Origin of the sequence: Geobacter sp. AOG2, assembly GCF_019972295.1 — a bacterium.
In the GTDB taxonomy this organism is placed as follows: domain Bacteria; phylum Desulfobacterota; class Desulfuromonadia; order Geobacterales; family Pseudopelobacteraceae; genus Oryzomonas.
Genome location: NZ_BLJA01000001.1, coordinates 1,370,785 through 1,382,688, shown reverse-complemented (window position 1 = coordinate 1,382,688; position 11,904 = coordinate 1,370,785). Strand labels below are relative to the sequence as shown.

The window sequence follows — 11,904 nt, the reverse complement described above, 5'->3', positions numbered from 1 at the left end:
CCTCTCGGCGAGGCTTAGAACCTGAATCCGAGATCGGCTGTCGTGGTAAACCCGTCCAGCCTGATATGCTGACCGCCGAATGAAGGCTCGGCCCAGAGGTATTTTCCTTCAACCCCCACAAACATGCTGTTCGAAAAATTGATGTTGAAGCCGCCCCCGGCGTGCAATCCATAGGTAATTTTCGTGGAACCATGAAAGTTGCCGGTATTGCCTGACACGTCCAAATCCGTGACATAGGCACCGATCCCGAACAAACCGTATGGCTCGAAGATACCGAGCGGAAGCAGCACCTTGCCGGTTGCAACCAGCGGTACGACTTTCAACATCGTGTCACCCGGTTCTGCCGCCGGGGAGCCCTTGCTCTGAAAGTAGCCGGCTCCAAGTTCCAGGGCCAACATGGGAAGGAAGTAATGACCGAGTGCGACCTCGCCGGCGAATCCGGTTTTGCTGTCCAGATGGGTCGTGCTGCCGCCGTTGAAGTTATTAACGTCGTGAGACAAACTGGGCGAATAGATCCCACCTTTGAACGCCACGTAGTTTGCCGGTTTATCCTCTGCGGCCGCCGGGGACGCGATACAGATCAACAAAACGGCGAGAGCCAGGAACAGAATATTGTTCGTTTTCATTAATTCCTCCTTGATGTGATGACATGTTTCTCTGCCGCCAAATAGCTCCCATTCGTGGAGTTCTCTATGCTGCTTTTCCATAACCTACCTCCTTAGGATAACAACAACTAAATTTGCATATTGAAGTACGATAGTCTTCATGCTCTACAAAGAAGGTACATCGCAACGAACATGCCAGAGAAAATTAGAACGAGGTGAAGGTTCAACTAGCGGATTGTACTGTAGTAAATGGAAAGAGTGGATTTGCGGTGAGAGGAAAGCCGTCAGTGTCATCCATCACATTTAACATAACCGCCAAATATGGCGGCCTCCCCCAGAGGCGAACCCGATGCAAGACATAGGTCAGTCCGAAAAAGGTTGCCACTACTTCTTGCAAAAGCGGCTAATGTTCATTCAATGTCAGGGATCGGGAAAACTTGGATTTCTCGAATTTTTCAAAAAAAGTGGTAAGTAGCTTAAAGTGCCGTCCCACCATCTCTATCTCATGTTGATCCTTCATTTTTTTCAGCACTCTGGATACCGTCTCGCGTTTAACTTGAACGCGGTCGGCGATATTTTGCTGTGAGAATATGGAGTTGATGATGATGCCATTGCAGTTTTGACTCCCCAATGACTTGCTATAATGCGCCAGGGTTGCCCTGACCTTTGATTCCGCATCGTTTGTCCCAATGAGGTCGTGAAATATCCAACTTTCACGCAGGCGCCCGCACAGTACCGCTATGACCTGAACCAATGCCTTATTATTCTCAAAAAAAAACTCGTCAAACACCCTCTTTGAAACCAAAAGAACCTTGCAGGGTTCCATGGCGATTACCGTGGCGGAATCGGTTTTGCCGTCAAGGAGACCCATATCACCGAAGTAGTCGCCGCGGCGGCGAAAAGCCATCACCCGCTCTTCGCCGTCGACAGTTATGTCCACAACCTTGACCCGCCCCTTGAGAACGATGTACATCTGGTTATTGTGTTCATCTGCCTGAATAATAATTTCATCCTTGCGGTAATTGTAGACGTTGGTTCTATCAAGCAATAGGGATAGTTCCTGTTCGGTAAATTCAGCAAACAGCGGAACCCCCTTCACAACTTTTTTCGCAAGTTCAGGATCAAAAAAATTGTGAATCATTGGTATACGTTCCCTCTCAACATGCATCTTTTTTGTATAACCCTTTCCCTGCTGCGCAGTGTACATCTCCGGCGGCATGCCAGGCTGTCACCACGTTCGCGCCGTTTTTATCGCCTCCGCTCCCGCCGTGGAGGCGATCGTATGGAACCTTATCTCCGGCTCCATGTCGAGCAGCTTCATTGCTCCGATCAGCACGCTGAAATGGGCGGACCTCAAGTGGGTGCCCAAGGCGTCCCTATTTTCCCACTCTTCCTTGAAAAAAATCGTGTTTTCGCTCTCGACATCCACGTAGCAGTTGCAGCTTATGCACCCATGTTCGCAGCGAATTGGGCCGAGTATTGCTTTAAAAGTCAGAAGGACCTCTTTACGTTTTTCGGGTGGCACGGTTATGGTAATAGAGGTGTCGATCATGAGCATATCCTTGAGTTATACCTTAAGAAGAATGGTGTGCCATAACTAACAGGAGCGGTACCGGAGCGAAAAAATTTTCCCCTTCGGTGGCCGTTTGTCATGCAAAAACTACTTGAATCTGTTTATATCCTTTTCCAGAGAATCAAGCCGGTTGGAAATATCTGTTCTCTCTTCTGACGTAGAGGATCTGCCGTCTTCCGTCATCCGCAGATATTCTCTCCGAATGGAGTCCAGTCTGTCCTGATACTCTCTCCCCTCCGTTGGAGGTAAGCGACCGCTGGTTCTTCCGTCATCAATTCTTCTTTGAAGTGTGACAATCCTGTCCCCATTCATCGGCCCTTCAATCTTCACAGGACGGGAAAGGGCTCTGTTTATTTCTTCTCCAAGCGCATCAAGCCGCACATGAAGCTTGTTCCATTCTTCCTCGGATACCTTTTTGTCTCTCAGTTCCGCATAATCAGTTCGAATAACCTTCAGCGTCTTCAGAAACATCTGGGACTGATCAAGGGAAAGCGCCCCGGTCTTCAGGCCATCCCCGATCTTCTCCTGGATTACGACCATCTTGTTCTCGGCGCTTCTTTCAGAATCGGGCCATGTGTGCATCGTGGCGCAGCCCAAAATCAAAGCCGACCCCAAAACCATTGCCATAGCCAAAATAATAAACTTCTTCATTTCGCTCCTCCTGTCTTTTGGGTTGGCAGAATCACGGGTTCATGCTAACCACTCCACTCTCAAAACCGCTTGAACCATCTTCCGCACATTTCGAGTACCTAAATCCGGCCCAGCACCAACAGAATTATAAGAATCAAAAGGATCAAACCAAGCCCGCCGCTCGGAAAATAACCCCACTGCCGGCTATGAGGCCAGGTGGGTAGCGTGCCTAACAACATCAAGATTACGACAACGATCAAAATGGTTCCCAACATAGCATTTCTCCTATATGAGCTAATCGCTGACCAGCGAACAGATTACGCGGCCTTGCCCATGTGAACGTTGCGTCTGCATCTATTGGAACGCGACTATTCATCCTCACTACACATTTTGCCGAAGACATGACCGTATTTCTGCTCTGTCCGAAAGATAAATCGCAACAAATATGCCAGAAGACACCTGCAGGCACTAAAAGCTCAAATAGCTTATTTTAAAGGATAAACCTACTAATACGGTAAGGGAACCGGGGATAAAGCCTCCAGCGCAATCCATCATATTTGGCATAATTGCCATATATGACGGACCACGCTGGTGACCATTACGGGTGAATCCTGCGAGACGATGGAGCGATGATATCAGCGCCTTTATGCCAATCCGTACCAGGCATGGATCAGGCTTCCAGATGGTTCATGCGGCGCTTACAGCAGGTGGCAACGGCAAACAGGCCTATGCCGAGCAAAACCATGGTGCCAGGCTCGGGTACGGGAAGCGCTGAGTTTCCTATCGCAATATTGTCAGCCTCGAAGGCAAAATTGGTACTTCCCATAACGAACCTGTCGAACAACGGGAGATCAAGAAAGTTCACATAGAGATTTGTTGAGGAAGCCGTCTGGTTTCCGTTCGCCACGCTTGCACTGATCGCATCCGCTCCGGTAAAGGATGCAACCAACATATCTCCATTATAAAAGGAAAGGGTGTTGTAACTATCCACAGAGCCCCACCACAGGCCAAAGTAATTGTACAGCGCCCCCAACTGAACGCGTACGCTGCCATTTGCAGTTGGATTCGGAACCGCCAGGAAATTGGATGTATCGGCTGTTCCCGCCCCAAATGGCGCAGCATACAGCCCGGTAGCAGAGCCATTTACAACCGTAGCCGTTCCGGTCCAGGTCCAAGGGAGATCGCTTTTGGTACTTGACGAATTGACATTCCCAGGGGTCGTACCATCAAACGTTAGCAACTTAAAGTCATTCAACGTACTGGAATAGTTAGATGTAAATTCAGAACCAGTTGTGGCATGCGAGTAATCGATAGTATATGCATTTACCGCTGTGTTTTGCGTTAGTAGCAAAACCGCCCCTGCCAGTAGTACCATCATTTTTTTCATAATCTTATTCCCCTTTTAACTGCAATTCCTCACACGAATCTGAGCGCTATTGCTCCAATTGCTACAAACAGCTCACCAACCTGATTAACAATGTATTCACCCCCTCTCTTTTTACTGCACAGGTTTTTAATGCAGAGTGTTCTCAATCATTACGTTGCAGGCATCAGGCATTGCTCATAACCGCTGAATCCTCACAGAATATGGCAGCGCATAAAGTCTCGCCTCCCAGGAACATCGCAACAAGTGCGCCAGAGTGGCACCTGCCAATATCATGTGAGCAACACTTTGAATACATTGGGATAAACGGAAGAATGGTACGCAGGAGAAAGAAAAAACCGCCAACAAACCCGTCATTGTTGACATAATTACCATATATGGCGGGCGATGCCGGCGGCTTTTCGGGGTGAATACTACTAAACTCAAGGTAGTATCTCGGCCAAGCGCACAGCACTTACCTTCGCCTTACCGGCGTGACGACATACCTCATTCCAAAGGGGGATGGCAGCCAAAAACTGTTTTTTACGTCGTTCTCCGGGTAACTCTGCCCGATGGCATCCCGTACCCAGGTCTCATGGCACCGGGCCAATACCGTTGGGCCTTTGTTCGCTTGGTATTTCTTCAACACGCCTGCCTCGATTCAGACGATCTTGCACGGGATAAGTTCGTCCTCGCTGAGCGAATAGACTGCGCACATCCTGTGGTAACCGTCCGCGACGATGACTTTACCATTGCTGCTTTCTCTAACCAGCAGAATCGGCGACAGCGGTTTCCCGTCTTCAATTTTTCCGCGGTCCTTCTCCACCTGGGAATTGCTGATACCCAACAACGACAACCCCGACGCCCTGAATATGTCCTTGGCCTTGAAGGTGGATACGGGAGCTGTCTTCAGCTTGCTCACGACCGCCTCGGTGGTCTTCTCGTCATAGATGAGGCTTAAGTACGATTCTGCCGCCGGGTAGTTCTTTTCCTCGGGTATCGGCAACCATTTGATCTCGATCTGTTTGCCCATTAAACAACTCCCAAACTATTTCACCAGCAGGTCGTTTTTCACCTCTTTAACCCCCTCGACGCTGCCGGCAACCTCTCCTGCTTTCGTCACGCTTTGGGGCGAATCGACAAAACCGCTCAACTGAACCACTCCTTGGAACGTCTTGACGTTAATCTGCAGCGTTTTCAGCGTTTTTTCCCCGAAGATCGCGGCTTTTACCTTGGTGGTGATGACGGAGTCATCCACATACTGGCCGGTGCTTTCGTGTTTTTCCGTTGCTGCATACCCCGTGAATGCGGTAAGAGGCGCGGCCGTCAGCATGGAGCAGACCAGTAATTTCAAAATGCGATGCGATGTTACCATGATGTTTTCTCCTTTTTGTTTGTGGATCGTTGTTGTCGTACGGAGGCCTTTCCAGCTCGCCCCGCAAGCCGCCTGAGCCGTTTTTCATCACGCTCGTGCCGCTTTAATCGCCTCCCGTTCCCGCCTGAAGGTTCAGGTGTGTTCAATGGCATTGCTGCTTGAATAGATACAAAGCAACTAACGCGCCAGAGAATACTACTGGATACTGCGAATGCAACGGCCTGATTGTACTGGCAAAACAAGGTAAAAAGCATCTGGTGTGGAGGGAAATACATCCATAATTTCCATCATATTTGGCATAACTGCCATATATGGCGGTCCATGTTGTGGCAAACTGTTTGTCCGCTTTGCATAGTATTCCATTTGATTACCTGATAATGCCGTACTTCCTCATTCAAATGCGAAGAACGCCTGAGGAGAAGCCTGTGAGCGCCTCCGACTCATTTTCCACTCGCTCTCCTACCGGTCTCATGAAATGCGTATAACCTTCCCACGTAGTCAGATCGTCAGACTGCCAAAGCCGCGCCGGTGCGCAGCACCTTCTCATCAATCCGCCCATCATAATCCGTCATATATGGCAGCCATGTTAAATCTGACGGATTCCGTTGGCGGCTTGCCCCTTTTCCGGCACTGCTCATCTTCATTTTTCTGCATACAATCAACCCCTTTTAATCCCCGTGTTCCCAGGGCTTCTCTGGCACGTTAGTTGCGATTTGCTCCATCATAGAACACGAGCTGTATCGTGCTTTGAGTCAAGGTTCTGCTGATATTTGGAAAGTAAACCCTACGAAATTCGCGACAGGGGCTTTTGCGGCATGATTATGCAAATGAAGTACGTGATGACCATGAAAACCGGTGAGAGAAAATCATTAATAGCGAGGCGAAAGAATATATGAAAATTTTGTTTGTTTATCCCGAGTACCCTGACACCTTCTGGGGGTTCCGCCATGCCCTGAAATTCGTAGGCAAAAAGGCGCCGTTCCCTCCGTTGGGTCTTCTGACAGTGGCCGCGATGCTTCCCAAGGCGTGGGAAAAAAGGCTCATAGACATGAACGTGCAGAAGCTTGCCGACAAGGATATTTCATGGGCGGACTATGTCTTCATCAGCGCCATGAGCATCCAGCGGCAATCCGTGAACGACATCCTGGAGCGGTGCCGGGGCCTGGGCGTCAGGACGGTTGCTGGCGGGCCGCTTTTTACCACTGCTCCGGCAGACTTTGACGCTGTCGATCACCTGGTTCTCGGCGAGGCGGAGATCACTCTCGGTCCCTTTCTGGAGGACGTGGAGAAGGGTTGTGCCGGCCACGTTTACCGCGCCGACGGATTTCCGGCTATGAAAGAAACTCCGGTTCCGCTCTGGCGATTAATTGATTCCCGAAAATACGGCGCCATGAATATCCAATATTCCCGTGGATGCCCGTTCGACTGTGAATTCTGCGATATTACCCAATTGTTCGGCCGAAAACCCCGGACAAAAAGCAGTGAACAGCTTGTCCGGGAGTTGGACGCCCTCCACCAATGGGGGTGGCGGGGAGGAGTGTTTTTCGTAGACGACAATTTCATCGGAGACAAACGCAAACTGAAGACCGACACACTGCCGGCGATTATCGACTGGGCGGACAGACATAACCACCCCTACGATTTTTACACCGAAGCGTCCATCGACCTGGCTGATGATGGTGTACTGATGGCCCTGATGGTCAAGAGCGGCTTTGAGGAGGTCTTTATCGGCATTGAAACCCCACATGACGAAGGGCTTAGCGAAAGCGGCAAGGTACAAAATAAAAACCGTGACCTTTTGGCCAGCGTCAGGAAGATCCAACTGGCGGGCTTGCAGGTGCAGGCCGGTTTCATTGTCGGCTTTGACAGCGATCCTCCGTCAATATTCGAGCGGCAAATCTCCTTCATCCAGGAGAGCGGCATCGTTACCGCCATGGTCGGGATGCTCACCGCCCTGAGCGGCACCAAGCTCCACCAGCGGCTGCTCCAGGAAGGCAGGTTGCTTGGGGAAACCTCGGGCAACAACACCGCCGTATCCCTCAACTTCATTCCAAGTATGAGCCCCGAGGAACTTATCAGTGGCTACCGCACCATTCTCACCACCATTTATGCCCCTCGCCAGTATTACCAACGGGTGATCAAATTTCTCAAAGTGTACCGTTCGCAACATCAAAGGCCGTTCCGCCTCAAGTCCGGATATATCGGCGCGTTCTTCAAATCAATGCTGTTCCTTGGGGTCATCGGCAAGGAGCGGTTCTACTTCTGGAAGCTCTTTTTCTGGTCGATTGTCAGGCAGCCCCGCCTGTTCAGCCTGGCCATCACCTTTGCCATCTATGGATACCATTTCAGGAAGATTACCGAAAAAATCAGTTGGGTCGGCATGTTCAACGACAACAGGTACCTGGAACAGCGATAACGGCCCAATGATACGTCCCCACCATAATCCGTCATATCTGGCGCTTATGTTAAACGTGACGGATTTCCATGGCGGCTTTTCCTGGCCGCGGGCTCATTCCAAACGAATATGCACAGCAGGATCAGCCTGTTGCGCTCGTGGCCTCCGCAGACTTCATCTGGCTCGTTCGTTGCTATATGATTATCAGATGAAAAGATTAAATTTAACGTACAGGGAGAACAAACACATGGACCACGCAAAAGACCAACACAAGGTGAACGCCTCCGGCAAAGAGAACATTGCGGATAAAGAACCCGGCAAAGGGACCGGCAAAGAAAAGTCTCCTTGCTGCACAGACCAGCACAAACAGCACACCCCGGTCAAAGAGCACCAAAAATAACAGGACCACGGGGATGTGAAACGAGGCGGCCCCCAACATCTATGCTGGGGGCCTTCTTACTTAAAAATGGGATATAATTAACTAGGGAAAGATATCGGTTGGATGGAGATGAGAGGTGGCAGATGAAAAAACATATCTGGGCCAGATTGGCAATCCTGATTGTTACGGTTTCGGCGCTGTCCGGTTGTATTTGGGTGCCGTATGATGACGGCGGCGGACGTGGACGCGGACGCGACAGTGGCAGAGAAAGAGAAGGCGGGCATTATGAAGAACATCACGGCGGCGACGAAGGCGGTCGTCGTTGATCGTGTTGCCACGTAACAGCGCTTCCGGATGGAAACTGACAAACGAGCGGAGACATACGATGAAAAGAGCTATGATACTCCTGCTGCTGATAATTTGTAGCGCGGCAACGGCCGATGGCGGGACCTACAAATGGACCGACGACCGGGGAGTGGTCAGTTTCACCGACGATCCCTCACAGATACCTTCCCGGTACCGCAGGAAAGCGGGTAAGGTACAGGATGTCACCAGCCGCGATCCCAAGGTTCTACAGGAGTTGAGGGAAGAGGTGGATAAGCCGCGCCAGGATACATCCACAGCGTCACGGAGCGTCACGACAGCCGGCAGCGAGCAGGCCACGCCGGCGATACCGGGAAGACAGCAGGAAATCAAGGGGCATCTGGGGGGCGATCAGGTGGACCCTACGCCACAGAACGTGAATAAGTCGCTACCAGTGACACCGAGGAGGCAGCAGGAAACCAAGGGCCATCTCGGGGGCGATCAAGCCGACCCCACGCCGCCGAGCATGAAACAGCCTCCGCCTCTGCCACTGGGCGATCAGCCCAAAAAAACGCCGGCGGGAATGGAACAGCCGAAACCGATACCGCTGGGGGATCAGCCGAAATCGATGCCCGCGGGCATGGAGCAGCCCAAGCCGATACATCTGGGGGATCAGCCGAAAGAGATGCCGGCTGGCATGGAGCAACCTGCGCCGATGAAATAGGACCAGAGGCGGAAAAGGGTCCCTGACCCCTGTTTTTTCCTGCTTGCCGGCGTGTCCCCAAAACAGGGCCGTTCGTACCGGCCTCTCATTCTTCCAGGCGCTGTTTGAGATACGATCTGAATTTGGCGTTGAACTCATCCCGTTTCAGCGCCATGTCAACGGTAGCCTTCAAAAAACCCAGTTTGTCGCCGCAATCATGACGGATGCCCTCGAATCGGCAGCCATAGACCGGTTCATGAGCCAGGAGCTTGCAGAGCGCATCGGTGAGCTGGATCTCTTCCCCCTTGCCCGGTTCCTGCTTTTCCAGGATCGGAAAGATGTCGGGGGTCAGAATATACCTGCCGATAATCGCCAAGTCCGAAGGGGCTTCCTCCTGCTTCGGTTTTTCGACCATATCGAGTACTCTGTAGGTCTGCTCGGAGATCATGGCTGCCTTGACGCAGCCATAGGCTGATATGTTTTCCATGGGGACCTTTTCAAGGGCCAGCACCGGCCCGCGGTATTCCCGGTAAACATCAATAAGCTGAGCCAGGCAGGGCCGTTGTTCCGCATCAATGATGTCGTCGCCCAGAAGAACCGCAAACGGTTCGTTGCCGACGAATTCCCGTGCGCAGAGGATGGCATGTCCGAGTCCCAAGGCCTGTCTCTGGCGGACGTAGAAGATATTGGCCATGTCGGCAATGTTCCGCACCTGGCGGAGTTCCTCTGTCTTGCCCTTGTCGTGAAGGATGGCCTCCAACTCGAAGGAGATGTCGAAATGATCCTCGATGGCACGCTTGCCCCGGCCGGTTACAAAGAGGATATGATCGATGCCGGAGGCGACCGCCTCTTCCACAACGTACTGGACCAGGGGCTTGTCGATGAGGGGCAGCATCTCCTTGGGCGATGATTTCGTGGCCGGCAGAAATCTCGTGCCGAGCCCCGCAACCGGGAAAACCGCTTTTTTGACCTGCATGACCATGCCTCCATCCCCCTCCTGTCTATCGAAAAACCCGACGCAAACAACCGCTCTCGTCTCGGATGGTTCAATTGCTTTTCTGACCAAGCCCCAGGATATAATAGCATACCATGCCAATACCGGGCATGAGGATCACCACGAACATCCATGCCGTTTTGATGGATGGCGTTATGAATTCGCTCTTACGTATATCGAAAATAGTGGCTATCCAGGCGATTGCAAGAAATAGCGCCGACAGTATGCAGACAACGACTGCGGTTGCCAATGAGGGAAAGCCATCCCTGACGTTCCTGGCGCCGACAGCGGTGGCCTTCGCCTGCATCTGTCGAATCGACGCCGCCGGCTGTCTTTGTAGATCAGGATATTCCTGATTGGCTGCGATCCGGCTTTCCTGGATGACAACCGGTAGCTTTCGCCGCGTTGCCTCAACCCTGGCCTGAAGAGGAGGGTTCTTGATCTGCCCCATGGCCTCGGAGGGCACCTTTTCGCGATACTTTTCGGGCACGGATGCAAGATCGTCCGTGAAGTTTATGCTGTTTTCGTCCTCCCACCGGTATATTTCCGCAGATGCAACTGAGGCGAGAAGAGCCGATAGGTAAATGATGATGGCCGTTTTCACTGTGCACCCATGTCTCCCAATAAACTGCCAAACGAACAAGAAAATCAGATATTTTCAAAGATCTGCCCAGGCCTGCCTAATTATTCGAAATCCGCACCAGAGACCTTTGATTGCTTCCTGTTTTCCGGTCCTTCCAACTCGCTCCTCTCCTGCCTTCCGGATCGCGCATCTCATCAAAACCAACCCTTACCCAGCCATCCGAACGGCGAAATGCCAATAAAGCATTCTTATGTAATAATTCATCAAGTTCGTCACTGTCGACGTAGCTTGGCGAAGCATTTGAAAATATTGCCGGGACTATCATCCGACGCCTCCTCTCTTCGAAGGAATTAATTACCCTTCAGCTCCTGATTTTCATCGCGTAGGGCTATCCATCCAACTTTCACAAAAAGGCATGACAATGGATGCTCTTCTGCCAAGAAGGTAAACAGCAACTAACGCGCCAGAGAGCGCTTGCGGACACTGCGAATGCAACGGTTTGATTATGTGGTTAAAATAGAAATTATAACGAGAGGAGTTAAATGAAAACCGTTAACGGCATCCATCATATCCGACATAACTACCAAATATGACGAGCCACGTTGAGGCAGACTTTTTGGGATGAATGTCCCTTTAGCTTTCAACAAAAATGCACAATTGCCGGTCAGCGCGGCACGATCTTGCGTTTGTCTGCTGGTGGTGCGGTCGTTGCCCCCTCCGGCTGTAAGGACTGCTCGGTCTGAAAAGGAAGGCGCTCGCCTTCGTTGGTCAGTTCAGGAGCCTTCTCGATTACCTGCCAGTTTTTGCCGACCGGCACGGCCAGAGGTTTGGGGGACTGCACTCCCGATGCCGGGTCGGGTTGTTTGTTGTAGAAAAGGGTACACGAGCAGAGGAAGAAAAGGGCGGTGGAGAGCATTGGCAGGTGCATGAATTTCATGGCAGGGTCCTTGGATTTGATTCTGATTTTTATGTATCCGGCGCATTGGGGCAAACTGACGCAA

The 11,904-nt window shown here is 51.4% G+C and carries 16 protein-coding genes; 4 read left to right on the top strand and 12 right to left on the bottom strand.

Annotated features, from left to right (window positions below; translation table 11 throughout):
• Window positions 1-14: 14 nt before the first annotated feature.
• The 8 genes from LDN12_RS06315 to LDN12_RS06280 form a co-directional block, all read right to left on the bottom strand.
• On the bottom strand, window positions 15-626 hold the full coding sequence (locus tag LDN12_RS06315) for an outer membrane beta-barrel protein (protein ID WP_223921831.1): 612 nt from the start codon (window positions 624-626) through the stop codon (window positions 15-17).
• Between the two features lie 382 nt (window positions 627-1,008).
• Window positions 1,009-1,824 carry a Crp/Fnr family transcriptional regulator gene (locus LDN12_RS06310; protein ID WP_223921830.1) on the bottom strand — a complete coding sequence of 272 codons (816 nt, stop codon included), beginning with the start codon at window positions 1,822-1,824 and terminating at the stop codon, window positions 1,009-1,011.
• A 9-nt stretch (window positions 1,825-1,833) separates the two neighbouring features.
• Window positions 1,834-2,157, bottom strand: coding sequence for a putative quinol monooxygenase (locus LDN12_RS06305; protein WP_223921829.1), 324 nt, complete (start codon window positions 2,155-2,157; stop codon window positions 1,834-1,836).
• Window positions 2,158-2,265: 108 nt separating this feature from the next.
• Window positions 2,266-2,829: a hypothetical protein gene (locus LDN12_RS06300; protein ID WP_223921828.1), complete on the bottom strand. Its 564-nt coding sequence runs from the start codon at window positions 2,827-2,829 to the stop codon at window positions 2,266-2,268.
• Between the two features lie 98 nt (window positions 2,830-2,927).
• Window positions 2,928-3,083: a DUF3309 family protein gene (locus tag LDN12_RS06295; protein ID WP_223921827.1), complete on the bottom strand. Its 156-nt coding sequence runs from the start codon at window positions 3,081-3,083 to the stop codon at window positions 2,928-2,930.
• 395 nt (window positions 3,084-3,478) lie between these two features.
• Window positions 3,479-4,195: a PEP-CTERM sorting domain-containing protein gene (locus LDN12_RS06290; protein WP_223921826.1), complete on the bottom strand. Its 717-nt coding sequence runs from the start codon at window positions 4,193-4,195 to the stop codon at window positions 3,479-3,481.
• A 637-nt stretch (window positions 4,196-4,832) separates the two neighbouring features.
• Complete coding sequence (locus tag LDN12_RS06285; RefSeq protein WP_223921825.1) at window positions 4,833-5,204, bottom strand: hypothetical protein; 372 nt, start codon at window positions 5,202-5,204, stop codon at window positions 4,833-4,835.
• 15 nt (window positions 5,205-5,219) lie between these two features.
• A complete protein-coding gene (locus LDN12_RS06280; protein ID WP_223921824.1) occupies window positions 5,220-5,546 on the bottom strand; it encodes a BON domain-containing protein in 327 nt (108 codons plus the stop codon).
• Between the two features lie 892 nt (window positions 5,547-6,438).
• Between LDN12_RS06280 and LDN12_RS06275 the strand changes: the two genes are divergently transcribed.
• From LDN12_RS06275 to LDN12_RS06260, 4 genes are all read left to right on the top strand, one after another.
• Window positions 6,439-7,962 (top strand): B12-binding domain-containing radical SAM protein, encoded by a 1,524-nt coding sequence (locus LDN12_RS06275; RefSeq protein WP_223921823.1) that lies wholly within the window; start codon window positions 6,439-6,441, stop codon window positions 7,960-7,962.
• Between the two features lie 226 nt (window positions 7,963-8,188).
• Window positions 8,189-8,341: a hypothetical protein gene (locus LDN12_RS06270; RefSeq protein WP_223921822.1), complete on the top strand. Its 153-nt coding sequence runs from the start codon at window positions 8,189-8,191 to the stop codon at window positions 8,339-8,341.
• A gap of 122 nt (window positions 8,342-8,463) precedes the next feature.
• A complete protein-coding gene (locus tag LDN12_RS06265; RefSeq protein WP_223921821.1) occupies window positions 8,464-8,646 on the top strand; it encodes a hypothetical protein in 183 nt (60 codons plus the stop codon).
• A 59-nt stretch (window positions 8,647-8,705) separates the two neighbouring features.
• Window positions 8,706-9,347: a DUF4124 domain-containing protein gene (locus LDN12_RS06260; RefSeq protein WP_223921820.1), complete on the top strand. Its 642-nt coding sequence runs from the start codon at window positions 8,706-8,708 to the stop codon at window positions 9,345-9,347.
• A gap of 85 nt (window positions 9,348-9,432) precedes the next feature.
• Here the strand turns inward: LDN12_RS06260 and galU are convergent, their stop codons facing one another.
• The 4 genes from galU to LDN12_RS06240 form a co-directional block, all read right to left on the bottom strand.
• Entirely contained in the window at window positions 9,433-10,302 is an 870-nt protein-coding gene (gene galU, locus LDN12_RS06255) for a UTP--glucose-1-phosphate uridylyltransferase GalU (protein WP_223921819.1), read from the bottom strand.
• A 70-nt stretch (window positions 10,303-10,372) separates the two neighbouring features.
• Window positions 10,373-10,924: a PLDc N-terminal domain-containing protein gene (locus tag LDN12_RS06250; protein WP_223921818.1), complete on the bottom strand. Its 552-nt coding sequence runs from the start codon at window positions 10,922-10,924 to the stop codon at window positions 10,373-10,375.
• A gap of 76 nt (window positions 10,925-11,000) precedes the next feature.
• Window positions 11,001-11,228 (bottom strand): GSU3473 family protein, encoded by a 228-nt coding sequence (locus tag LDN12_RS06245; protein WP_223921817.1) that lies wholly within the window; start codon window positions 11,226-11,228, stop codon window positions 11,001-11,003.
• A gap of 339 nt (window positions 11,229-11,567) precedes the next feature.
• On the bottom strand, window positions 11,568-11,840 hold the full coding sequence (locus tag LDN12_RS06240; RefSeq protein WP_223921816.1) for a hypothetical protein: 273 nt from the start codon (window positions 11,838-11,840) through the stop codon (window positions 11,568-11,570).
• Between the last annotated feature and the right edge of the window lie 64 nt (window positions 11,841-11,904).

What these genes read in the sequence shown, in the direction of transcription:
- LDN12_RS06285 (WP_223921825.1), bottom strand. Translation starts at nt 5,204, where the DNA reads ATGGGCAAACAGATCGAGATCAAATGGTTGCCGATACCCGAGGAAAAG.
- LDN12_RS06245 (WP_223921817.1), bottom strand. Translation starts at nt 11,228, where the DNA reads ATGATAGTCCCGGCAATATTTTCAAATGCTTCGCCAAGCTACGTCGAC.
- LDN12_RS06290 (WP_223921826.1), bottom strand. Translation starts at nt 4,195, where the DNA reads ATGAAAAAAATGATGGTACTACTGGCAGGGGCGGTTTTGCTACTAACG.
- LDN12_RS06260 (WP_223921820.1), top strand. Translation starts at nt 8,706, where the DNA reads ATGAAAAGAGCTATGATACTCCTGCTGCTGATAATTTGTAGCGCGGCA.
- LDN12_RS06240 (WP_223921816.1), bottom strand. Translation starts at nt 11,840, where the DNA reads ATGAAATTCATGCACCTGCCAATGCTCTCCACCGCCCTTTTCTTCCTC.
- LDN12_RS06270 (WP_223921822.1), top strand. Translation starts at nt 8,189, where the DNA reads ATGGACCACGCAAAAGACCAACACAAGGTGAACGCCTCCGGCAAAGAG.
- LDN12_RS06280 (WP_223921824.1), bottom strand. Translation starts at nt 5,546, where the DNA reads ATGGTAACATCGCATCGCATTTTGAAATTACTGGTCTGCTCCATGCTG.
- LDN12_RS06315 (WP_223921831.1), bottom strand. Translation starts at nt 626, where the DNA reads ATGAAAACGAACAATATTCTGTTCCTGGCTCTCGCCGTTTTGTTGATC.
- LDN12_RS06295 (WP_223921827.1), bottom strand. Translation starts at nt 3,083, where the DNA reads ATGTTGGGAACCATTTTGATCGTTGTCGTAATCTTGATGTTGTTAGGC.
- LDN12_RS06310 (WP_223921830.1), bottom strand. Translation starts at nt 1,824, where the DNA reads ATGCCGCCGGAGATGTACACTGCGCAGCAGGGAAAGGGTTATACAAAA.
- LDN12_RS06305 (WP_223921829.1), bottom strand. Translation starts at nt 2,157, where the DNA reads ATGATCGACACCTCTATTACCATAACCGTGCCACCCGAAAAACGTAAA.
- galU (WP_223921819.1), bottom strand. Translation starts at nt 10,302, where the DNA reads ATGCAGGTCAAAAAAGCGGTTTTCCCGGTTGCGGGGCTCGGCACGAGA.
- LDN12_RS06275 (WP_223921823.1), top strand. Translation starts at nt 6,439, where the DNA reads ATGAAAATTTTGTTTGTTTATCCCGAGTACCCTGACACCTTCTGGGGG.
- LDN12_RS06300 (WP_223921828.1), bottom strand. Translation starts at nt 2,829, where the DNA reads ATGAAGAAGTTTATTATTTTGGCTATGGCAATGGTTTTGGGGTCGGCT.
- LDN12_RS06265 (WP_223921821.1), top strand. Translation starts at nt 8,464, where the DNA reads ATGAAAAAACATATCTGGGCCAGATTGGCAATCCTGATTGTTACGGTT.